Raw genomic sequence first — 20662 nt, 5'->3', positions numbered from 1 at the left:
CGCGTCCCCGGCCCCGGCACACACAGCGTCGGCGCGGCGTGGCTACCTGTGGGGGCTGGGACCGTCAGTCGGTCGGCCAGGCGGCCACGAGGCGCAAGCGGGTGTCCTCGAGGAGCACCGGGAGGGCCTTGGTCTGCGCGACGATCGGCAGGAAGTTGGAGTCCCCGCTCCAGCGGGGCACGACGTGCTGGTGCAGGTGCGCCGCCACGCCGGCGCCGGCCACCGTGCCCTGGTTCATCCCGAGGTTGAAGCCGTGCGGCTCGGACGCCGCCTGCAGCACGCGGACCACCTGCTTGGTCAGCGCCGTGAACTCGGCCGTCTCGTCGTCGGTGAGGTCGATGTAGAGCGAGACGTGCCGGTAGGGGCAGACGAGGACGTGACCGGGGTTGTACGGGAAGAGGTTCATCACGACGTAGCAGTGCTTGCCGCGGTGCACGATCAGGCCCTCCTCGTCGCTCTTGCTGGGGGCGGAGCAGAAGGGGCAGCCGTGGCCGGCCTCCTCGGTCGGCTTGTCGCCCTGGATGTAGGCCATCCGGTGTGGGGTCCAGAGCCGCTCGAACCCGTCCTCGACTCGAGCGAAGTCGTCCGTGGGCTGCGCCGCGACCGAACCGGGTGCCGACGTGCCGCCGGAGGTCTCGTCCACTGGCGTCGGGCCACTCCCCTGCGTCGTCATGGTGACTGATCCTAGGACGACGCCCGGCCACCGCGGTCGCGCGGGCCCCGGTGCCCGGGGCGCCGGCCCGCGTGTCGGTTGGCCTCTGGGCGCCGACCTTCGGTTCAATGGGATCGGGCCCTGCGGTGTGTGAGACCGCAGGGCTTCCTGCGCGCCGCACGGGGAACGGCCCTGCGGGTGTGAGAGCCGCAGGGCCGTGGCCGTGGTCCTCCAGCCGACTGGCGCAGCGACGCCGACGTGCCGGGGAAGGTGAAGGCCCGGGAAGTATGAGTTCCCGGGCCTTCTGTTCTGCCTCGCCGAAGCGATTCAGAAGCCGTTCCGCCGGAGCGGTTCGGTACTTCAGTTGTAGTCCCACGGCGCCGGTCGCGCAGGCGTTTCACTGCTTTCCTTCTCGGGGATGTTGCACCGCTGCGGCGTGTCGTCGGGACACGCCGCAGCGGGCGTGGGGACGCCTCAGCCGAGCGACATGGCATACACCTCGAAGCGGTCGTCCGACGGCAGTGTGATCGACTGCAGCTGCTTCGCAGGGTCGACAGCGACGCTCGTGCCGAAGATCTGGACGGGAGGGCCGTCCACGCCGGAGCCACCCTTGATGCGGTGGTCCATGGCGATCGCGACCGAGTTGCCGTTGTGTCCCGAGCCGGCCGCCCAGTCGGTGAGGGCGACCGGGACCGAGGCAGTGCTGCCGTCCGTGTACGTGACCCGCAACGCCGTCGTGACGTCCCCGTTGTGCGTCGACCCGACGAGGTGGATGCTGCTGCGGCTCGCCGCCTGCACGAGGAGGGTCTGACCGCGGCCCTCGACGAAGTTGGGCGTCGTGCCGGACGTGACCGGGGCGGCATACGTGATGCCGTCGTGCACCCACGCGCCCGCTGCCGGGAGCAGGGCGGCGTCGTAGCTCCACCCACTGCCGTCGAAGTTGCCCTCGCTCGGTGCCGCCACGGTGGCGGTGCCGTCGTGGTTGCGGGCGGGCGTGAGGTCGACGGCGCAGCCGGGCCCGTCGACGACGCAGCCGAGCGCCGCGCGGACCTGCACGGGCACTGTGCGCGTCACCGGGTCCACACCGGGCGCGGTTGCGGTGACGACGACCTCGTGGTCCCCGACGGACAGGCCTGCTGGGAGCCGAAGGGTCACCGGCACGGTCGCGCTGGCCGGGACGCCGTCGCTGTGCAGCACGCTGACGCCGTCACCGCCCGTGCCGACGCTCGCGGACCAGCCGTCGGGCGTGTCGACGGCAACGTCGACCGGGAGGCTCTTGGGCGCCTGGCCGACGAGCGCGACCGAGAGGCGCGCCTCACGTGCCCCGGTGGGCACGACGACCGGGCTGGGTGAGACCGCCGCCGAGAGCGAGAGCCGCGGGTCACGCCCTGCCGGCACCGCGGAGGGCGGCACGTCGGCAGGGGTGGTGCCCCAACGGCTCGGGGTGGTGCCGACCGTGTGGGCGAGCGTGCCGCCCTGACGCACGGCGTCCCAGCCGACCCAGCTCTTGGTGCTCCGGTTCCCGTCGACCGTCAGGGTCTGGACGTAGCGCTGCGAGTCGGAGACGCCGGGCGCCGTGATCGTCAGCCGGCCGCCCTGGGTGGGGCCGACGCTGCTCGGCCGGGCGACGTCGATGTCGACCCGCTCGAACTGCGGCGAGCTCATGACGAAGACGTTGGAGCCGCTCATGGTCGGGTAGAGGCCCCACGAGGAGAAGACGTACCACGCCGACATCGTGCCGAGGTCGTCGTTGCCGGTCATCCCGTCGGGGCCGTCCGTGAAGAGCGTGAACGCCGCTCGGGCCACCGTCGCGATCTTCGCCGGCTGCTGCACCCAGGCGTAGACGTAGGGCGCGAGCAGGTCGGGCTCGTTGTTCGGGTTGTAGGTCGGCTTGCTGTAGTAGGCGTAGGTGGCCTCGATCCAGTCGGTGCGTGCGGTGCCGGCCGGGTCGGTGAGCAGCTTCGGGTAGGCGAAGAAGTCGTCGAGGCGCTTCTCCGTGGCGCTGCGACCGCCCATCAGGCGGACCAGGCCGGCGGGGTCCTGCGGGACGAGCCACTGGTACTGGTACGACCCGCCCTCGTGGAAGGCGTGCGACGCCTCGACCGGGTCGTACGGGTCGAGCCAGGTGCCGTCGGCGAGGCGCGGGCGGAAGGCTTGCGTGCCTGCGTCCCAGAGGTTGCGGTACCAGCCGCTGCGCTCGGTGAGCATCGAGGCGTCGGCCGTGTGGCCGAGTCCCTTAGCCATGATCGCGAGCGAGGCGTCGGCGGCGGCGTACTCCATCGTCGCGGATGCAGAGTGGGCGCAGTCGTTGTCACCGCCGTGGGAGACGCAGTCGGTGCCGACGCGCAGGCCGATCGGGATGTAGCCGAGCTTCTCGTAGTAGTGCTGGCCGGAGCGCCCGTTGTACTGGCTGTCGGCGGGCGGCTGCTCGGTCGCGTTCTGCTTGAGCAGGGCGTAGGCCTCCGCCTCGTGCCCGGCGAGGAAGCCCTTGCTCCAGCCCTCCACGAGGAACGGCGTCACGGGGTCGCCGGTCATGATGTTGGTCTCGCTGTTGACCAGCGCCCACCGCGGCAGCCAGCCACCCTCGCGGCCGATCGCGAGGACCGAGAGGTAGGAGTCGCGGGCGACGTCGGGGGCGAGGACCTCGAGCAGCTGGTTCTGCGGCCGGTAGGTGTCCCACAGCGAGAAGTTCTGACGGGGGGTGTAGCCGGCGGCGACATGGTTCTCGCCGTCCCAGCCGTGGTAGCGCCCGTCCACGTCGGACGCGAGGTTCGGGTGCATGAGGGAGTGGTAGAGCGCGGTGTAGTACGCCGTGCGGCGCTCCGCCGTGCCGCCGGTGATGCGCGCGTGCCCGAGCTGCTCCTCCCAACGCTGGGTGAGCGCCGCACGGGTCGCGTCGAAGTCGAAGCCGTCGCCGGCCTCCTTCGAGAGGTTGACGCGGGCCCCCTCCGGCCCGGTGTAGCTGAGGCCCACCTTCATCGTCACCGACGTCGTGCCGGACGGGAAGGTCACGGCTGCGCCGTTGCCGCCGTCCTTGGTGGACGCGTCACGGGCACCAGAGGTCAGGGTGGAGCCGCTCCAGGTGCCGAATGTGCTGAAGGGACGGTCGAACTCGGCCCGGAACCACACGGTGTGCTGGTCCTTGCCGGCGCAGAAGTTGCCGTCGTGGATGCGGCCCTCGACGACGCGGTCGCCGACGACGTGCACCTCCGAGTCGAAGACGCGCATGTTGGCCTTGCCGGTGTTGAGCAGGACGTTGGCAGCCTTGTCCGCCGGGAAGGTGAACCGCTGCCACCCGGTGCGGTCGGTTGCGGTCAGCTCGGCCTGCACGCCGTAGGTCGGCAGCCCGACGCGGTAGTAGCCGGGGCTCGCCTCCTCGTCGGAGTGGGAGTAGCCCGACGCGTAGCGGGACGAGTCGACGCTCGTGATGGCCCCGCTCGTCGGCATGACGGGCAGCTCGCCGACGACGGGGCAGCCGACGCCGGACAGGTGCGTCTGGCTGAAGCCGTAGATCGACTTCTGCGAGTGGTCGTAGCCGCCCTCTCCCCCGGTGTCCGGGCTCACCTGCACCATGCCGAACGGGGCGCTGGCACCCGGGAAGGTGTTCCCGTTGTCCTGGGTGCCGATGAACGGGTTGACGGACTGGACGAGCGGTTCGGCCGCCGCAGCAGTCGGTGGCGCCCCGGACGGCAGGACTGGGCCGAGGGTGGTGGCGGCGAGGACGACGGTGCCGAGCGAGCGGAGCACGGTGCGCATCTGGGGTTTCCTTCACGGGCGACGACGATGTCCCGCCCGAGCCTCGTGACGTCCGGCACGTCGGTCAACCGATGGCCGTTGTCCTGTCCGATGGACGCGAGACATCGGACAAAGAGGACGTATGCCGCCGGGCCTGGGCCACTGAAAGGCGCCCGGCCCGACGGCATACGTCGTCGGTGGCTCTTCGGTCTCAGACCTGTGCGCGGCTCTCGATCGCAGCCATGATCTCGGCGATGGCGTCGTCGACCGGCACGCCGTTCTTCTGCGAGCCGTCGCGGTAACGGAAGGACACGGCTCCCGCGGCCCGGTCCTCCTCGCCGGCGATGAGCACGAACGGCACCTTGGACTTGCTCGCGTTGCGGATCTTCTTCGGGAAGCGGTCGTCGCTCGCGTCCAGCTCCACGCGAACTCCCTTGCGCTTCAAGCGGTCCAGCACCTCGCCGAGGTAGTCGGCGTAGTCCTCCGCGACGGGCACACCGAGCGCCTGCACCGGCGAGAGCCACACGGGGAAAGCCCCGGCGTAGTGCTCGACGAGGACACCGAGGAAGCGCTCGATCGAGCCGAACTTCGCCGAGTGGATCATGACCGGCTGCTGGCGTGAGCCGTCCGCCGCCTGGTACTCGAGGCCGAAGCGCTCGGGCTGGTTGAAGTCGTACTGGATCGTCGACATCTGCCAGGTGCGCCCGATGGCGTCACGGGCCTGCACCGAGATCTTCGGCCCGTAGAACGCGGCGCCGCCCGGGTCGGGGACGAGCTCGAGACCGGACGCCGTGGCGACCTCCTCGAGGACCTTCGTGGCGGCCTCCCACTGCTCGTCGGAGCCGATGAACTTGGAGGACTTCTCGCCCTCGGTGTCACGGGTGGACAGCTCGAGGTAGAAGTCGTCGAGCCCGAAGTCCTTGAGCAGGCCGAGGACGAAGTCGAGCAGGTGCTTGATTTCCGCGGGAGCCTGCTCGGCGGTGACGTAGCTGTGCGAGTCGTCCTGCGTCATGCCGCGCACGCGGGTCAGGCCGTGCACGACACCCGACTTCTCGTAGCGGTAGACGCCACCGAACTCGAACAGGCGCAGCGGCAGCTCTCGGTAGGAGCGTCCGCGGGACTGGTAGATCAGGTTGTGCATCGGGCAGCTCATGGCCTTGAGCTGGTACTTCGCGCCCTCGAGCTCCATCGGGGGGAACATCGTGTCGGCGTAGTAGGGCAGGTGGCCGGAGGTGTGGAACAGCGCCTCCTTGCTGATGTGCGGCGTGCCGACGTAGGAGAAGCCCTCCTCGATGTGCCGACGGCGGACGTAGTCCTCCATCTCGCGCTTGATGACGCCGCCCTTGGGATGGAAGACGACGAGGCCGGAGCCGAGCTCGTCCGGGAAGCTGAAGAGGTCCAGCTCGGCGCCGATCTTGCGGTGGTCGCGGCGCTCGGCCTCGGCGAGGCGGTCGAGGTAGGCCTTGAGGTCGTCCTTGGTGGGCCACGCGGTGCCGTAGACGCGCTGGAGCTGCGGGTTCTTCTCCGAGCCGCGCCAGTAGGCCGCCGCGGAGCGCATCAGCTTGAACGCGTTGCCGATGAGCTTGGTGCTCGGGATGTGTGGGCCGCGGCAGAGGTCGCCCCAGGCGCGGGTGCCGTCGCGGCGGATGTTGTCGTAGATCGTCAGCTCACCGGCGCCCACCTCGACGCCCGCGCCCTCGGCCGCCTCGTCGGCGTTGCCGCCCTTGAGGCCGACGAGCTCGCACTTGTAGGGCTCGTCCTTCAGCTCCTCGAGCGCGTCGGCGTCGCTGACCACGCGACGGGCGAAGGTCTGACCCTCGTTGATGATCCTCTGCATGGCCTTCTCGAGGGCCTTGAGGTCATCGGGGTGGAACGGGGTCTCGACGTCGAAGTCGTAGTAGAAACCGTCGCGGATGGGCGGGCCGATGCCGAGCTTGGCGTCGGCGTGCAGCGACTGGACCGCCTGCGCCAGGACGTGCGCCGTCGAGTGGCGCAGGACGGCGAGACCGTCCTCGCTGTCGATGGTGACCGGCTCGACGACGTCGCCGTCGGCGAGGACGTGGAAGAGGTCGCGCAGCTGACCGTTGACGCGCGCGACGACGACGGCGCGGTCACCCTCGAAGAGCTCACCCGCCGTCGTCTGCTCCGCGACCGATCGCTCGCTTCCGGCGACGGTGACGGTGATCTGTGCAGACACGGTTGATGCTCCTCTTTCGGCAGGGACCCACCGGCGGGCGGCGGGTGCTGGATTGCGGCCGCAGGGTGCGGCTCGAGCAAGGGTATCGAGGCGCCGGAGAGCCGGGCGACACGGTTTGTGGCCTTTCGACGGTTGGGCACGCGCGAAGGGTGGCCTCTCGACGGGTCACCAGGTGTTCTCGACGACGGCGTGCTCGACCTCGCCCTTCGCGTCCGCGAGGAGCGAGAGCGTCCGGGACGGCTCGAAGGCCGTGCGCAGCCGCACCGTCGACGGGAGGCGCACGGGCTTGCGGAACCAGACCCGGCTCGTGAACCCGGACTCAGGGAGCCGGGGCCCGAGCGAGGCCAGCACCCTGGCGTAGGAGTACATCCCGTGCGCGATCGCCGTCGGAAAGCCGAGTGGCCGCGCCGTCAGGGCGTGCACGTGGATCGGGTTCCAGTCACCCGACACACCGGCATACGCCCTGCCGGTGCCCTCCACGAGACGCCACAGCGGCCCGGCCGTAACGGAGGCCAGCGGCTCGGTCGACGGCGCGTCCGACGGCTGTGCCTCCGGGTGCTCCGAGCCGCGGGAGAGGTAGGTGCTGACGCCGCGCCACACCACCTCGCCGCGCACGCCGACCTCGGAGACGAGGTCCACCTGGCGGCCGCGACGGTGCGGCCGGAGGTCCCGCGCCCACACGGAGACGTCGAGCGGCTCCTCGACCCTCACGGGGCGCACCACCTCGATGCGGTTCTCGACGTGGACGGCGCCCAGGAGCGGCAGCGGGAAGCGGTCACCGCTCATCACCGCCATCTGCAGCGGGAACGCGACCAGATGCGGGTAGGTCGGCGGGAGCGCGCCGGTGACGGGGAACCGGCAGAGCTGCTCGTACTCCACGAGGCCGTCGAGGTCGACGCGTATGCCGGCCCGTGAGTAGCGCACGTCGGGCAGGGTGCCGCTGGCGTTGCCGCGCCGCAGGGCTGCGGTCGCATAGACGCGGCGCAGGTCCGGCGCCGACTGGAGGGCGATCTCCTTGGTCATCGCGATCTCACGCCCCGAGCAGGCTCTGGCCGCAGACCCGGACGACCTGCCCCGTGACGGCGGCGGCTCCCGGCTGTGCGAACCACGCGATGGTCTCGGCGACGTCCTTCGGGTGACCGCCCTGCTGGAGGGAGTTCATCCGTCGGCCGATCTCCCTCGTCGCAAAGGGAATCCGTGCGGTCATCTCGGTCTCGATGAAGCCGGGTGCCACGGCGTTGACCGTGATCCCGCGGCTCGCGACGTGGCGGGAGAGCGCCGAGACGAGGCCGATCACGCCGGCCTTGCTCGCGCCGTAGTTGGTCTGCCCGCGGTTGCCCGCGATGCCGGCGATCGAGGCGACGCAGATGATCCGACCGCCGTCGGACAGGCCGCCGTCCCCCAGGATCGCCTCGTTCATCCGCAGGATCGAGCGGAGGTTGACCTCGATGACGCTGCGCCAGCGGTTGTCGTCCATGTTGACGAAGAGCTTGTCGCGGGTGATCCCGGCGTTGTGCACGACGATGTCGAGGCCGCCGTGGCGCGAGGCGGCGTGCTCGACGATGCGGCGGCCCGCGTCGTCGGCGGTGACGTCGACCTGGAGCGCGGTGCCCTGCACCTCGTTGGCGATGGCTGCCAGGGCGTCGCCGGCCGCCGGCACGTCGACGGTGACCACCGTCGCGCCGTCCCGGGACAGCACGCGGGCGATCTCTGCGCCGATGCCGCGCGCTGCGCCGGTCACGACGGCCACCTTGCCGGCGAGCGGGCGGAGGCTCTCGGCGTCACCGGGCACAGTCTCGTCGACCCGCACCACCTGGCCGTCGACGTACGCCGAGCGGCCGGAGAGGAAGAACTCGACCGCGGAGCGGACACCGTCCTGCGCATCGCCCTGTGCCAGAACGAGGTTGGCGGTCGCACCGCCGCGCAGCTCCTTGCCGATGGACCGCACGGCTCCCTCGAGGGCGCGCTGGGTCGTGACCTGCGCGACGTCCGTCAGGGTCGCCGGGTCCGTGCCGAGCACGACGACGCGGCCGTTTCGGCGCAGGGCCTTGACGGCCGGCGCCCCGAGGGCCTTCAGCTGGTCGAGCTCCGCCGGGTCGACGGCGCCGCTGAGGTCGAGGACCACGGCGCCGAGCTTCTCGTCGTCGCCGGACAGGCTCGACACTGTGGCGATGCCCCTACCGGTGAGCCAGGAGGCGATGCCGTCGGCGAAACGCCCATCGCCGGCCACGAGCACCGGGCCCTCGCAGAGCGGCATACCGGGCTCGTAGCGGCGCAGCCGGGTGGGCTGCGGGATGCCGGCCTTCCGGGCGAGGGGGGACCTGACGAGGGTGGTGAAGAGATCAGCCATGATCACGCCTCCAGGATCGCGACGACGCCCTGCCCGCCGGCAGCGCAGATGGAGATGAGGCCGCGGCCCCCGCCGGCCTCCTTGAGCTGCTTGGCGAGCGAGGCGACGATGCGCCCACCCGTGGCGGCGAAGGGATGCCCGGCGGCCAGGGAGGAACCGTTGACGTTCAGCTTGCTCCGGTCGATGGAGCCGAGGGGCTCGTCGAGAGCGAGGCGCGCCTTGCAGAAGTCGGGGTCCTCCCACGCCTTGAGGGTCGTGAGCACGGTGGCGGCGAAGGCCTCGTGGATCTCGTAGAAGTCGAAGTCCTGCAGGCTCAAGCCGTTTCGGGCCAGCAGGCGCGGGACGGCATACACCGGGGCCATGAGCAGCCCCTCGTCGCCGTGGACGTAGTCGACCGCGGCGGTCTCGGCATCGACGAACCAGGCGAGGGGCGTCAGGCGGTGCTCGGCCGCCCACTCCTCGCTCGCGAGCAGCACCGCGGACGCGCCGTCGGTGAGCGGTGTGGAGTTGCCGGCGGTCATCGTCGCGCCGGCGCCCTTGCCGAAGACCGGCTTCAGCTTCGAGAGCTTCTCGACGCTCGAGTCGGGACGCAGGTTCGTGTCGCGCGAGACACCCAGGTAGGGCGTCACGAGGTCGTCGAAGAAGCCGCGCTCGTACGCGGCGGCGAGGTTCTGGTGGCTCGCGGCGGCGAGCCCGTCCTGGGCCTCACGGGTGATGCCCCACTGCGCCGCGGTGAGGGCCATGTGCTCCCCCATCGAGAGCCCGGTGCGCGGCTCGACGTTCTCGGGGATGTCGGGGACGAAGTGGCCCGGGCGCAGGCTCGCGAGCGCCTTGGCGCGCTCGCCGGCAGAGCGGGCGCGGTTGGCCGCGAGCAGCGTCTGGCGCAGGCCCTCGCTCACGGCGATCGGGGCGTCACTCGCGCTGTCCACCCCGCCCGCGATGCCGGCGTCCACCTGGCCGAGGGCGATCTTGTTGGCGACGAGGACGGCCGCCTCGAGGCCGGTGCCACAGGCCTGCTGGATGTCGTAGGCCGGCGTCCGCGGGTCCAGGCGGGTGCCGAGCACCGTCTCGCGCGTCAGGTTGAAGTCGCGGCTGTGCTTGAGCACGGCTCCCGCCACGACCTCCCCCAGCCGCTCCCCCGCTAGCCCGCAGCGGGCGACGAGCCCGTCCACGGTGGCCGTGAGCATGTCCTGGTTGGAGGCCCTGGTGTACGGGCCGTTGGCGCGGGCGAAGGGGATGCGGTTGCCGCCGAGGATCGCGACTCGACGCGGTGCACGCGGGGTGGACGGGGAAGCCATGGCTCTCTCCTGCTGTGGGTGTGGACCTGCCGATCCCGACCAAGATAACCGAAACCAGCAGTAGTCGATACAGGCAGTACCTGTTACTTTCGAGACATGGACGAGGCTGTCACCACGGCGCGGGACGGGCGCGACGCCCGCTGGGAGCAACATCGCGAGCAACGGCGCGCCGCCCTCGTCGACGCGACGATCCGTGCCATCCGCACGCACGGGGCCGCGGTGGGGATGGACGACATCGCCGCGGAGGCGGGCACGTCCAAAACGGTGATCTACCGCCACTTCGACGACAAGGCTGGCCTCTACCGGGCCGTCGCCGCCCGCATCGACGGACGGGTCGTCGGCAACGTGGGCGCCGCGCTCGCTCGCTCGAGCACCCCGCACGCTGACACGCGGGAGCTCGTCGCCTCGACGGTCGAGGCCTACCTCGCGCTCGTCGAGTCCGACACCGAGGTCTACCGCTTCGTCGTCAATCGTCCCCTTGTCGACCGGCCCCTGCCCGACGACCCGGTCGGCGGCACCGTCGACCAGGTCACCGACCAGCTCACCGGGCTGCTCCTCGAGGCCTTGCGGTCGCCGGGGACCGACCCCTCCCGGGCCCGGATCTGGGCCATCGCCCTCGTGGGGTCCGTGCGTGCCGTCGCCGACGACTGGCTCGCGACCCCCGAGTCGGAGCGCGTGCCGCGTGCCGCCGTCGTCGAGTCGCTGACCGACCTCGCCTGGCACGGGCTGGCCCCCGTCCTCCAGGCCACCACGCACCCCACCGACAGCACCACCACCACAACCACCACGCCGACCTCTTGAGGTCCGGACCGGAAGGCACTCAGATGTCCACGGCTGCAGGGATTCCCACTCCCAACGCTCGCTCGATCGAGCACCACGAGCACCTCGACCCGATCGAGCCCTCCACCACGCTCGGCGGCTCCGAGCTCACCTCCGCGCTCCGCAGACATCTCGACGGCCCCTTCCCGCAGGTGCGCGACCACAGCCGGGCCCTCGACCCAGCCGCCTTCGGGCCGCCGCCTCAGCCGCTCGCTCTGGAGGAGCATCGCGAGCGGGTGACGTCCCAGCTCGCCGAGCTGGCCACGCAGCCGTATGCCGCCTACGGCTTCCCCGAGCGCCAGGGCGGGGCCGCCCGCTACGGCGAAGCCGTGGCCGCCTTCGAGATGCTCGGGCACGCCGACCTCTCCCTCTTCGTCAAGGCGGGCGTTCAGTGGGGCCTGTTCGGCGGCGCGGTGTCGCTCCTCGGCACGAGCCGGCACGACGAGCTGGTGCCGCGCATCATCTCGGGAGAGATCCAGGGCTGCTTCGCGATGACCGAGACCGGTCACGGCAGCGACGTGCAGAACCTCCTGACGACCGCCACCTTCGACCCCACCACCGACGAGCTCGAGGTCCACTCGCCCGAGCCCGCGGCGCGCAAGGACTACATCGGCAACGCGGCCCGGGACGCGCACCTGGCCGCCGTCTTCGCCCAGCTCGTCGTCGACGGGGAGTCCCGCGGCGTGCACTGCGTCCTCGTCCCGATCCGCGAGGACGACGGCTCCCCCGCCCGCGGCGTCACCATCGAGGACTGCGGACCCAAGGCGGGCCTCGACGGCGTCGACAACGGCCGCCTGACGTTCGACCACGTCCGGGTCCCGCGCACCAACCTGCTGGGCCGCTACGGCGACATCGGCGACGACGGCAGCTACTCGAGCCCGATCGACAAGCCCGGGCGCCGCTTCTTCACGATGCTCGGCACGCTCGTGCGCGGCCGCATCTCCGTGGCTGGCGGCGCGGGTGCCGCAGCCCGCTCCGCCCTCGCCGTCACGACGAGGTATGCCGCCGGCCGCCGGCAGTTCGCCGCCCCGGGCACCGACGTCGAGACGACGGTCCTGGACTACCGCACGTACCAGCGGCGGCTGCTGCCCAGGATCGCGACGGCATACGCCCTCCAGCTCGCCCAGCACGAGCTCGTCTCGGCGATGGACGACGTCCTCGCCGGGCGCGCCGCGTCCGAGGAGGACCAGCGCCGGCTCGAGACGCGAGCGGCCGGCATCAAGGTGGTGACGACCCGGCACGCCACCGACACCATCCAGGAGTGCCGCGAGCTGTGCGGCGGGGCCGGCTACCTGTGGGCCAACCGCCTCGCGGCGCTCAAGGCCGACACCGACATCTTCACGACCTTCGAGGGCGACAACACCGTCCTGCTCCAGCTCGTCGCCAAGTCGCTCCTTGCGGACTACCAGGCGACCTTCGGCGACCTGGACACCGCTGGGATCGTGCGCTTCGGCGCCCGGCTCGTGGGCGGCACCGTCATCGAACGCGCCTCGGCGCGCGGTCTCGTCCAGCGACTCGTGGACGCGGCGCCCGGTCGCGAGGAGGACGTCGTCTTCGGGATCCGGGGCACCCAGCTGCGCCTGCTGCGCGAGCGCGAGGACCACCTCATCGAGGGCCTGGCCCGACGGCTGCGTCGGGCCACCGCCCCGGGCGTCGACGCCTTCGCCGTCTTCAACGCCACGCAGGACCACCTCGTCGACGCCGCGACCGCGCACGTGGAGCGGGTGGTCGCCGAGTCGTTCGCCGCGTCCGTCGCCTCCAGCGCCGACGGGGAGGCCCGAACGCTGCTGGCGCGCGTGTGCGACCTCTACGCCCTCTCGACCATCGAGCGGCACAAGGCGTGGTACCTCGAGCACGACCGGCTGAGCCCGGCCCGCACCAAGGCTCTGACGGCCCTCGTCAACGCCATCTGCGCGGAGCTGCGCCCGCACGCCCAGACGCTCGTCGACGGGTTCGGCATCCCCGAGGGCCTGCTCGCGACTGAGATGTCCGGCACCGCCTGAGTCCGCTGGTCAGGTGGCGGGGCGCTGGTAGCGACCCCGACGGTGCACGAGCGGGCTGTCCTCGACACCGACGACCGCGTGCTCGACGGTCGCCTCGACAATCACCGACCACCCCACGTCGTGCCGGCTGGCCGGGTCCAGGCGCACGCCCATCCACGTCGTCGCGTGGCTCGGACGCGGGCCCCACTCGGTCTGCTCCCACTCGGCGAGCCGGAAGGGCCCGCCGGGAGCGGGCATGACCCCGGCGAAGGCGTCCGCGAGCCGTTGGTCGGGCGCACCCAGCAGGGTGACGACCGCGGTCCCGGTCTCCTCGAGCTGGTCGAGCAGGTCCGCGTCGGGGTGCAGCAGCCCCACCACGCGGCCGGGATCACCGGTGGCCACCAGGTAGGACGAGACCGTCAGTCCCGCCCGTTCGATGCCCTCCCCCGAGGTCCAGAGGGACACGGTGCCGCCGATACGACCCCGGAGGCGCCGCACCGGGTCGCGCTCGTCGTCCGGGGTGTCGAACGGGTGCTCGGTGTGGATCGTCATGCCACGCTCACGCCCGCCCCCGCTCCGGCGAGACGTCGGCGACGCTCACTCGTCCGCGGCCACGAGCATGGCGTCGTCGACCGACACCTCGCCGGGCTCGACGACCCGGGCGTAGACGCCGGCGCACTGCGATGGTGTCTGGGTGATCTCGAGCGTGCACTCGCCGAGGCGGACGACCCGCCCGACGAGCTTGCCGAGCATCGAGGAGTCCATGTCGAGGACGATGTTGGCCTTGGGATGGGTCAGGACGTAGTCGTCGACCGACACGAGGTGGACGGCGTGCTTCTTGGAGCGGTTGCCCTCGGGGCCGCTCTCGGTGACCTCCACCGAGTCGAGCTGCTGCCCGGGTGCGTCGGAGTCGGGGTAGATGAACAGGCTCGAGACCGTCGCGATCATGGCCCCACGCTAGCCCGTCAGACCCACCGTGACACGCACGCCGGCGCCGGGCCACGGCCTTCGCTATCACCCTCTACGGGTGGGGACAGCACCGTGGTCGCAGCAGTTCACTGTGCGGGAGGCCTGCTACGACCGCGTGGAGAGGGTGGACCGATGCCGCTGACCGAGTGTGTGCCGAAGCGTGAGGGCGCCCGATGAGTGCGCCCACCAGGCGTTCCCGGCGTCCAGTGCCACCCGCCTTGCGCGGCTACCGGCGGTCTTGGCTCCGAGGGGACATCGTGGCCGGCCTCACCCTGACCGCCGTCGCCATCCCCGAGACGATGGGTTACACGTCCATCGCCCACGTGCCCGTGGTCACCGGTCTCTACACGATCGTGTTCCCCGCGCTCGCCTTCGCCCTCCTCGGCTCATCGCGGCTCCTGGTCGTGGGCGCCGACTCCGCGACCGCGGCCATCCTGGCCGCTGGCCTGGCCGGCCTGGGCATCGCCGGCCTGACGCCGGACTCGCCGCAGTGGCTGGCCCTGACCTCGCTGACGGCACTGATCTGCGGGGCCATGCTCATGCTCGCCCGACTCCTACGACTCGGCTTCCTGGGAGACTTCCTCTCGTCATCCGTCCTGATCGGATTCCTCACGGGCGTCGGCATCCAGGTCTTCAGCGGTCAGATCCCGGGCATGCTGGGCATTTCGAAGGGCACCGGGGGCTGGTTCGAGCAGCAGTGGTACACCCTGACCCATCTCGGCGAGACGAGTCTGCCCACCCTGGCCTTCGCCGTCGGCACGCTCGCCATCATCGTCGGCTTCAAGAAGTTTCTCCCTAGCGTGCCGGGCGCCATCATCGCCGTGGTGCTCTCCATCGCCCTGTCGGCCTGGCTCGACATGTCCGCCCACGGGGTGACCGTCATCGGTCAGGTCCAGGGCGGCTTCCCACCGATCGGTCTGCCGCAGGGCGTCGGATGGTCCGACGTGCCACTCCTGCTCGGGGTGGCCTTCTCCTGCTTCGTGCTCATCATCGCCCAGAGCGCGGCGACGTCGAGAAGCTTCGCGGCTCGGCACGGGGACCGGGTTGACGTCAACCAGGACCTCGTCGGCCTGAGTGGTGCGAACATCGCAGCCGGGCTCTCCGGGACCTTCGTGGTCAACGGCAGCCCCACGAAGACGCAGATCCTCGACGAGCAGCATGGCAAGACCCAGGTCGCCAACATGACGATGTCTGCCGCCGTTCTCCTCGTGCTGCTCTTCCTGACCAGCCTCCTGACCGACATGCCGAAGTCCGTGCTGGCGGCCATCGTCTTCCTCATCGGCATCGACCTGGTCGACCTGTCCGGCCTGCGCCGGGTCCGGGCCACGCGGACGAGCGAGTTCTACATCGCGCTCATCACCGCCGTGACGGTGTTCGCCATCGGGGTGGAGCAGGGCATCGTGCTGGCCATCGTGCTGTCCGTCGTCGACGTGATCCGCCGGCAGTACCACCCGCACCAGTTCGTGGTCGGGGTGAGCAAGGAGGGCGAGGAGACCTACGCGCTCGCCGAGCCCGGTATGCAGAGCGCCCCCGGACTGCTCGTCTTCCGATACGACGCAGACCTGTTCTACGCCAACGCCAACCAGTTCTCGGACGACGTGCAAGAGCTCATGGAGAAGACTCCGGACCCGGTGTCGTGGTTCGTCCTGGACTGCTCGTCGGTCTCGGACGTGGACTACTCCGCCGGCGCCGCGCTACGGGGCCTGGTCAACTTCGTGCACACCCGCGGCGCGACGTTCGCCATGGCGGCGACGGATCCGCAGCTGCTCGCGACCCTGACCAAGCTCGACGTGCTGAAGGACGTCGACGCCAAGCACATCTTCGGTTCGGTGGAGGAGGCCGTCGCGGCGTTCCAGAGGACTCCCGGCGCCCCGGAGCGCCGGCCGGAGCCCGTCTGAGCGGAGGCGACGCGCCTCGCGGGGTGGTGGTGGACGTGAAGGGACTCGAACCCCTGACCTCTCGCGTGTGAAGCGAGCGCTCTAACCAACTGAGCTACACGTCCGGGCACCCCTGTGCCGACACGGCGTCGGGGTGACGGAGGGAAACAATAGCCGGTAGCGACAGGCTGGCGGTAATCGCCCCCCGCGGCGCGCGCCGGGCCGCGCCGCCGCAACCGTCAGCCGACCCCCGGGACCTGCGTCAGCAGCTGCTCGGCCCACTCGGGAACGAACTGCGGGATGCCGGCCAGGGCGAGATAGCCCCAGAGGACGCCCCACACGATGAGCAAGGTGCCGAGGGCGACGAGGCCACGCACCCAGACGGCCTGGGCCATGATCCAGTCGTTCCAGAGGCTCACGTGGCGCTTGGCGAAGTCGAGCCAGCGCTGGGCGAACTCGAACTCGCTGGCGAGGATCAGCAGGCCGAAGAAGACGACGAGCCAACCAGGTCCGGGCGCCGGCACCATGATGAGGCCGGCGATCGTCACGACCCCGCCGACGACCCCGACGGCGGTGCGCCAGACGAGATGGGTCACGCGGTTGCGCCGCAGGCGCGCCCGCCAGGCCCACCGATCCTCGGACGCGTCGAGGGTGACGTTGTCGTCGGAGTAGTCGACCGGCGGGCGCCGGTCCGCGCGCTCGTCCCCGCTCACGGGTCGGCGTCCAGCTCGGCGTTGCTGCGAAACACCCGCTGGAGCTCAGTCGTCACCGGGTGCTCCGACGGGAGCGTCCGGTCGTCCACGGCGTGGATCGGCAGGACGTCCTTGGTCGAGCTGGTGATGAACACCTCGTCGGCGCTGCGCAGCACCTCGAGGGGCAGGGCCTGCTCGCGCACCTCGATGCCGGCCGCCCGCCCCCACTCGATGGTGAGCTCGCGGGTGATGCCGGGCAGCAGCCCCGAGTCGGCAGGGGGTGTGAGGACGGCGCCGTCGACGACGACGAAGACGTTGCTGCCGGTGCACTCGCACAGCTCGCCCCGGGTGTTGGCGAAGACCGCCTCGATGGCGCCGGCCGCCTTGGCGCGGGCGAGGGCGACGACGTTCTCGGCGTACGACGTCGTCTTGAGCCCCACGACGGCCGAGCGCTCGTTGCGCGTCCAGGGGACGACGGTGAGCTTCCCACTCTCGGGCGGGAGCGGCTGCGGAGCCGCCAGCACGATGTAGGTCAGCTCCGCGTCCTCGCGGTCGGAGCCCAGCGGTCCGATGCCGCCCGTCACGCTGTAGCGCAGCCGGCCGAACTCGATGGGCGGCCCGTCGAGCACCGCGGCGAGGCCCTTGTCGAGCACGGCGAGGTCGAGTTGGGGCAGCCCGAGGCCGGCGGCCGAGCGCTCGAGGCGTCGGTGGTGGCGGGTCAGGGCGAAGGGCCGCCCTGCGGCGATCTTCGCCGTCTCGAAGACGCCGTCGCCGACCGTGACCGAGTGGTCCAGGGCCGAGACGGACGGCCCGGTCGGGTCGACGAGGTCGCCGTTCACCCAGACGCGCGTGATGGTGCTCATGGTCCCTTCCTATGGCTCGGCGACCGCCCGGAAGGCGCCCGACGGGGGGCTTCATGGTGTCACAGTGCCGGCGGCCAGGCCGATGAGGCGAGCGGCCTTGAGCTCGGTCTCGGCCCACTCTCCCTCGGGGTCCGAGTGCCACGTGATCCCGGCCCCCGTCCCGAACCGCAGCCAGCGCTGCCCGGCGTCGTCGCGCTCGGCCCAGAAGGTGCGTATGCCGACGGCGACGTCCGCTTCTCGCGTGTCGGCGTCCACCCAGCCCAGCGCCCCACAGTACGGACCGCGCGGCGCCGTCTCCAGGTCGCGGATCCCCTCGAGCGCGCTCGACTTCGGTGCTCCCGAGACAGATCCGGGCGGGTAGGCGGCCGCGAAGACCTCGCGCCAGCCGACGTCGTCGCGCAGCCGGCCGCTCACGGTGGAGACGAGGTGCACGAGCCCGGGATGCTCCTCGACGGCGCAGAGCTCGTCGACCGAGACGCTGCCCGGGTCGCACACGGCGGACAGGTCGTTGCGCATGAGGTCGACGATCATGACGTTCTCGGCGTGGTCCTTCGGCAGCATCTGCGCCGCCGTCGCAGCCGTCCCCTTGATCGGGCGTGTCACGATGCGCCCGTCACGACGGGACAGGAACAGCTCCGGGGAGGCGCTCACGACGTCCACCCCTGCCGCATCGCACCGGATCCGCGCGGCGTGCGGCGCCGGGTTACCCTGTCGCAGAAGCACATCCAGTCCGTCGAGGTCGGCCTCGTCGTGCAGCTCGTGGCTGAGGACCCTGCAGACGTTGACCTGGTAGACGGTGCCCGCCGCGATGCGCTCACGGACCTCCTGCACGGCGGCGACGTATGCCGTCCGGTCGAGCGAGCTGTGCCAGTGACGGTCGAGCGGCTCCCAGGCCACCGCTCGAGCCGCGTCGGCATCGGGACCGGGGCCCACGGCATACGCCCTCGTCGTGACCTGCTCGAAGCGGACGGCGGTGACGTCGCCCTCGAAGGTGGCCACCACGGCCCAGAAGCCCTCGCGCGTGATCGCGTCGAGAGCCTCGGGTCCGTGCCGGACGTCCACGACCCCGTGGGCGTCCCGGTCGGCGAAGCGGGCGTGATCCACCCGCAGATCGTAGGGCCTACGTGCCGAGCGCCTTCTCGATGTCGTCGGCGAGGTCGGCCGGCTCTGTCGTCGGCGCCCAGCGGCCGATGACGGTGCCGTCGCGGGCGACGAGGAACTTGGTGAAGTTCCACTTGATCCGGCTCCCCAGCAATCCACCCTTCTCGGACTTGAGCCACGTGAAGAGGGGGTGCTCGCCCGGGCCGTTGACGTCGACCTTGGAGAACATCGGGAAGCTGACGCCGTAGTTCTTCTGGCAGAAGGCGCCGATCTCCTCGTCACTGCCGGGGTCCTGGCCGCCGAACTGGTTGCACGGGAAGCCGAGCACCGTGAGACCCCGCTCGCGGTAGGTCTCGTAGAGCTTCTCGAGTCCGCCCAGCTGCGGCGTGTAGCCGCACTCGCTGGCGGTGTTGACGACAAGGACGACATCGCCGGCGTACTCGGTCAGCGACACCTCCCGGCCGTCGATGGTGGTGGCCTTGAAGTCGTGCAGGACGGTCACGATGTCTCCCTGGGGGTGATTCGTCGGTGTGGGCTCACAGTGCTGGAACGAGCGGACGGGCCGTTCGGTTCGGGCGGGTCACCGGATCTCGGCCTCTTCCGGCTCCGGTGGCACGTCCTTCCCCTCGCGCTCGTCGCGGTCGGCCCACTCGAGCAGGACCCTGAAGTCGAAGACGGCGTCGTCGATGCCGGCGTGCAGGTCCCCGAGACGCGCGAAACGGCCCGGCATCGTGGCGATCGTGAAGTCCTGCGGCTCCGCGTCGGGGATCTCCTCCCAGGCCAGCGGCGCCGACACGGTGCCACGCGGGTTGCCCCGCACGCTGTAGGCGGCGGCGATGGTGTGGTCGCGAGCGTTCTGGTTGTAGTCGACGAAGAGGTCCTCGGGCGAACGGTCCCTGCGCCACCAGGTCGTCGTCACCTCGTCGGGCAGGCGCCGCTCGACCTCCCGGGCGAAGGCGAGGGCTCCGCGGCGCACGTCCTGGAAGCCCCAGTCGGGGGCGATCCGGACGTAGACGTGCAGGCCCGAGCCGCCCGAGGTCTTTGGCCAGCCGACGGCGCCGAGCTCCTCGAGGATCTCGTGGGTGGTCTCGGCGGCGCGGCGCACCGTGTCGAAGCCGCACTCCGGCATCGGGTCGAGGTCGATCCGCCACTCGTCTGGACTCTCGGTGTCGGCGCGCCTGCTGTTCCACGGGTGGAACTCGACCGTCGACATCTGCACGGCCCAGATCACGTCGGCCAGACGCGTCACGCACAGCTCGTCGGCGTGTAGCCCGTAGCGCGGGAAGTGCAGGCGCACCGTCTCGACCCAGGGCGGGGCGCCGGCGGGCAGCCGCTTCTGGTGCACCTTGGGGCCGTCGACGCCCTTGGGGAAGCGGTGCAGCATGCACGGCCGCTCGCGCAGGGCGTTGACGATGCCGGGACCGACGGAGAGGTAGTAGTCGACGAGGTCGCGCTTGGTCTCGCCGCGCTCGGAGAAGTAGACGCGGTCGGGGCTCGAGAGGCGCACGGGGTGGTCTCCGACCTCGATCTCCACGGCGGGGGCCTTGCTGGACGCAGCCATGGCGACAGCCTACGGACCGCCGGGTCCCAGCGCCGGAGGCAGACAGGCGAAGGGCCCGTCGACAGGTGTCGACGGGCCCTTCGGCGGAGCGGACGACCGGGCTCGAACCGGCGACCTCAACCTTGGCAAGGTTGCGCTCTACCAACTGAGCTACGTCCGCCTGCCAACCCTGTGGAGCCGAAACCCCGTGGGTGCGAGGTAGACCATAGCGGACGGTCGGGTCAGGTGCGAAACCCGCTCTCCTAGTGGTTCGTTCGCCTACTCACGCGGGGATCAGTGGAGCTGCACCCGCCTGTGAGGCGCCCCCCGGGCCTGCCCGGACCAGCTCCGATCAGGCGTCCCCGACGCTGTGCATGGCCGTCACACCGATCGCCAGCGTCTCCAGCAGTGCGAGCACGCGCGCCAGCGCGTCCGGGTCGGCCATCGGCACGCTGAGGACGGTCGAGCCGTCGACGTCGCGGCGGCTGATCGGACCAAGCGAGTCGGCGACGTCGGCCGACAGCTCACCGTCGACGACGATCTCGTACACCCGCATGGTGACCCCAACCTCCCCGAACCCGCGGATA

Annotated in this window: 17 protein-coding genes and 2 tRNA genes; 3 read left to right on the top strand and 16 right to left on the bottom strand. The window is 71.1% G+C overall.

Annotated features, from left to right (window positions below; all coding sequences use genetic code 11):
- Window positions 1–64: 64 nt before the first annotated feature.
- From AC3WRT_RS05715 to AC3WRT_RS05690, 6 genes are all read right to left on the bottom strand, one after another.
- Window positions 65–673 (bottom strand): HIT family protein, encoded by a 609-nt coding sequence (locus AC3WRT_RS05715; protein ID WP_492720156.1) that lies wholly within the window; start codon window positions 671–673, stop codon window positions 65–67.
- 453 nt (window positions 674–1126) lie between these two features.
- Window positions 1127–4408, bottom strand: a complete 3282-nt coding sequence (locus AC3WRT_RS05710) for a GH92 family glycosyl hydrolase (protein WP_492720154.1) — start codon at window positions 4406–4408, stop codon at window positions 1127–1129.
- A gap of 190 nt (window positions 4409–4598) precedes the next feature.
- Complete coding sequence (gene thrS, locus AC3WRT_RS05705) at window positions 4599–6584, bottom strand: threonine--tRNA ligase (protein WP_492720152.1); 1986 nt, start codon at window positions 6582–6584, stop codon at window positions 4599–4601.
- A 165-nt stretch (window positions 6585–6749) separates the two neighbouring features.
- Window positions 6750–7607, bottom strand: coding sequence for a MaoC/PaaZ C-terminal domain-containing protein (locus tag AC3WRT_RS05700; RefSeq protein WP_492720150.1), 858 nt, complete (start codon window positions 7605–7607; stop codon window positions 6750–6752).
- A gap of 7 nt (window positions 7608–7614) precedes the next feature.
- Entirely contained in the window at window positions 7615–8934 is a 1320-nt protein-coding gene (locus AC3WRT_RS05695; RefSeq protein WP_492720148.1) for a 3-oxoacyl-ACP reductase, read from the bottom strand.
- Window positions 8935–8936: 2 nt separating this feature from the next.
- Window positions 8937–10232, bottom strand: a complete 1296-nt coding sequence (locus tag AC3WRT_RS05690; protein ID WP_492720146.1) for an acetyl-CoA C-acetyltransferase — start codon at window positions 10230–10232, stop codon at window positions 8937–8939.
- A gap of 96 nt (window positions 10233–10328) precedes the next feature.
- Here AC3WRT_RS05690 and AC3WRT_RS05685 point away from each other — a divergent pair, with 96 nt between their 5' ends.
- On the top strand, window positions 10329–11033 hold the full coding sequence (locus AC3WRT_RS05685) for a TetR/AcrR family transcriptional regulator (protein ID WP_492720144.1): 705 nt from the start codon (window positions 10329–10331) through the stop codon (window positions 11031–11033).
- 23 nt (window positions 11034–11056) lie between these two features.
- Window positions 11057–13054 carry an acyl-CoA dehydrogenase family protein gene (locus AC3WRT_RS05680; protein WP_492720142.1) on the top strand — a complete coding sequence of 666 codons (1998 nt, stop codon included), beginning with the start codon at window positions 11057–11059 and terminating at the stop codon, window positions 13052–13054.
- Window positions 13055–13063: 9 nt separating this feature from the next.
- Here the strand turns inward: AC3WRT_RS05680 and AC3WRT_RS05675 are convergent, their stop codons facing one another.
- Entirely contained in the window at window positions 13064–13585 is a 522-nt protein-coding gene (locus AC3WRT_RS05675; RefSeq protein ID WP_492720140.1) for a flavin reductase family protein, read from the bottom strand.
- 45 nt (window positions 13586–13630) lie between these two features.
- Complete coding sequence (locus AC3WRT_RS05670) at window positions 13631–13981, bottom strand: hypothetical protein (protein WP_492720138.1); 351 nt, start codon at window positions 13979–13981, stop codon at window positions 13631–13633.
- Window positions 13982–14175: 194 nt separating this feature from the next.
- Here AC3WRT_RS05670 and AC3WRT_RS05665 point away from each other — a divergent pair, with 194 nt between their 5' ends.
- Entirely contained in the window at window positions 14176–15900 is a 1725-nt protein-coding gene (locus AC3WRT_RS05665; RefSeq protein ID WP_492720136.1) for a SulP family inorganic anion transporter, read from the top strand.
- A 27-nt stretch (window positions 15901–15927) separates the two neighbouring features.
- Here the strand turns inward: AC3WRT_RS05665 and AC3WRT_RS05660 are convergent.
- The 8 genes from AC3WRT_RS05660 to AC3WRT_RS05625 form a co-directional block, all read right to left on the bottom strand.
- A tRNA-Val gene (locus tag AC3WRT_RS05660) sits at window positions 15928–16004 on the bottom strand.
- Window positions 16005–16118: 114 nt separating this feature from the next.
- On the bottom strand, window positions 16119–16592 hold the full coding sequence (locus AC3WRT_RS05655; protein WP_492720134.1) for a TIGR02611 family protein: 474 nt from the start codon (window positions 16590–16592) through the stop codon (window positions 16119–16121).
- Entirely contained in the window at window positions 16589–17434 is an 846-nt protein-coding gene (locus AC3WRT_RS05650; protein WP_492720132.1) for an aminotransferase class IV, read from the bottom strand. Before AC3WRT_RS05650 ends, AC3WRT_RS05655 begins: the two co-directional genes overlap by 4 nt.
- A 51-nt stretch (window positions 17435–17485) precedes the next feature.
- A complete protein-coding gene (locus tag AC3WRT_RS05645) occupies window positions 17486–18538 on the bottom strand; it encodes a chorismate-binding protein (RefSeq protein ID WP_492720130.1) in 1053 nt (350 codons plus the stop codon).
- A gap of 16 nt (window positions 18539–18554) precedes the next feature.
- The gene (locus AC3WRT_RS05640) at window positions 18555–19037 is read right to left on the bottom strand and encodes a glutathione peroxidase (protein ID WP_492720127.1); all 483 of its coding nucleotides are present in this window, start codon (window positions 19035–19037) and stop codon (window positions 18555–18557) included.
- A gap of 78 nt (window positions 19038–19115) precedes the next feature.
- The gene (ligD, locus tag AC3WRT_RS05635; RefSeq protein ID WP_492720125.1) at window positions 19116–20096 is read right to left on the bottom strand and encodes a non-homologous end-joining DNA ligase; all 981 of its coding nucleotides are present in this window, start codon (window positions 20094–20096) and stop codon (window positions 19116–19118) included.
- Between the two features lie 87 nt (window positions 20097–20183).
- Window positions 20184–20256: transfer RNA gene (locus AC3WRT_RS05630), tRNA-Gly, on the bottom strand.
- A 171-nt stretch (window positions 20257–20427) separates the two neighbouring features.
- The gene (locus tag AC3WRT_RS05625; protein ID WP_492720123.1) at window positions 20428–20631 is read right to left on the bottom strand and encodes a DUF8691 family protein; all 204 of its coding nucleotides are present in this window, start codon (window positions 20629–20631) and stop codon (window positions 20428–20430) included.
- Between the last annotated feature and the right edge of the window lie 31 nt (window positions 20632–20662).

This window comes from Terrabacter sp. FW104-15G4B, assembly GCF_058790095.1.
This window is presented reverse-complemented; position numbering and strand designations above follow the sequence as displayed.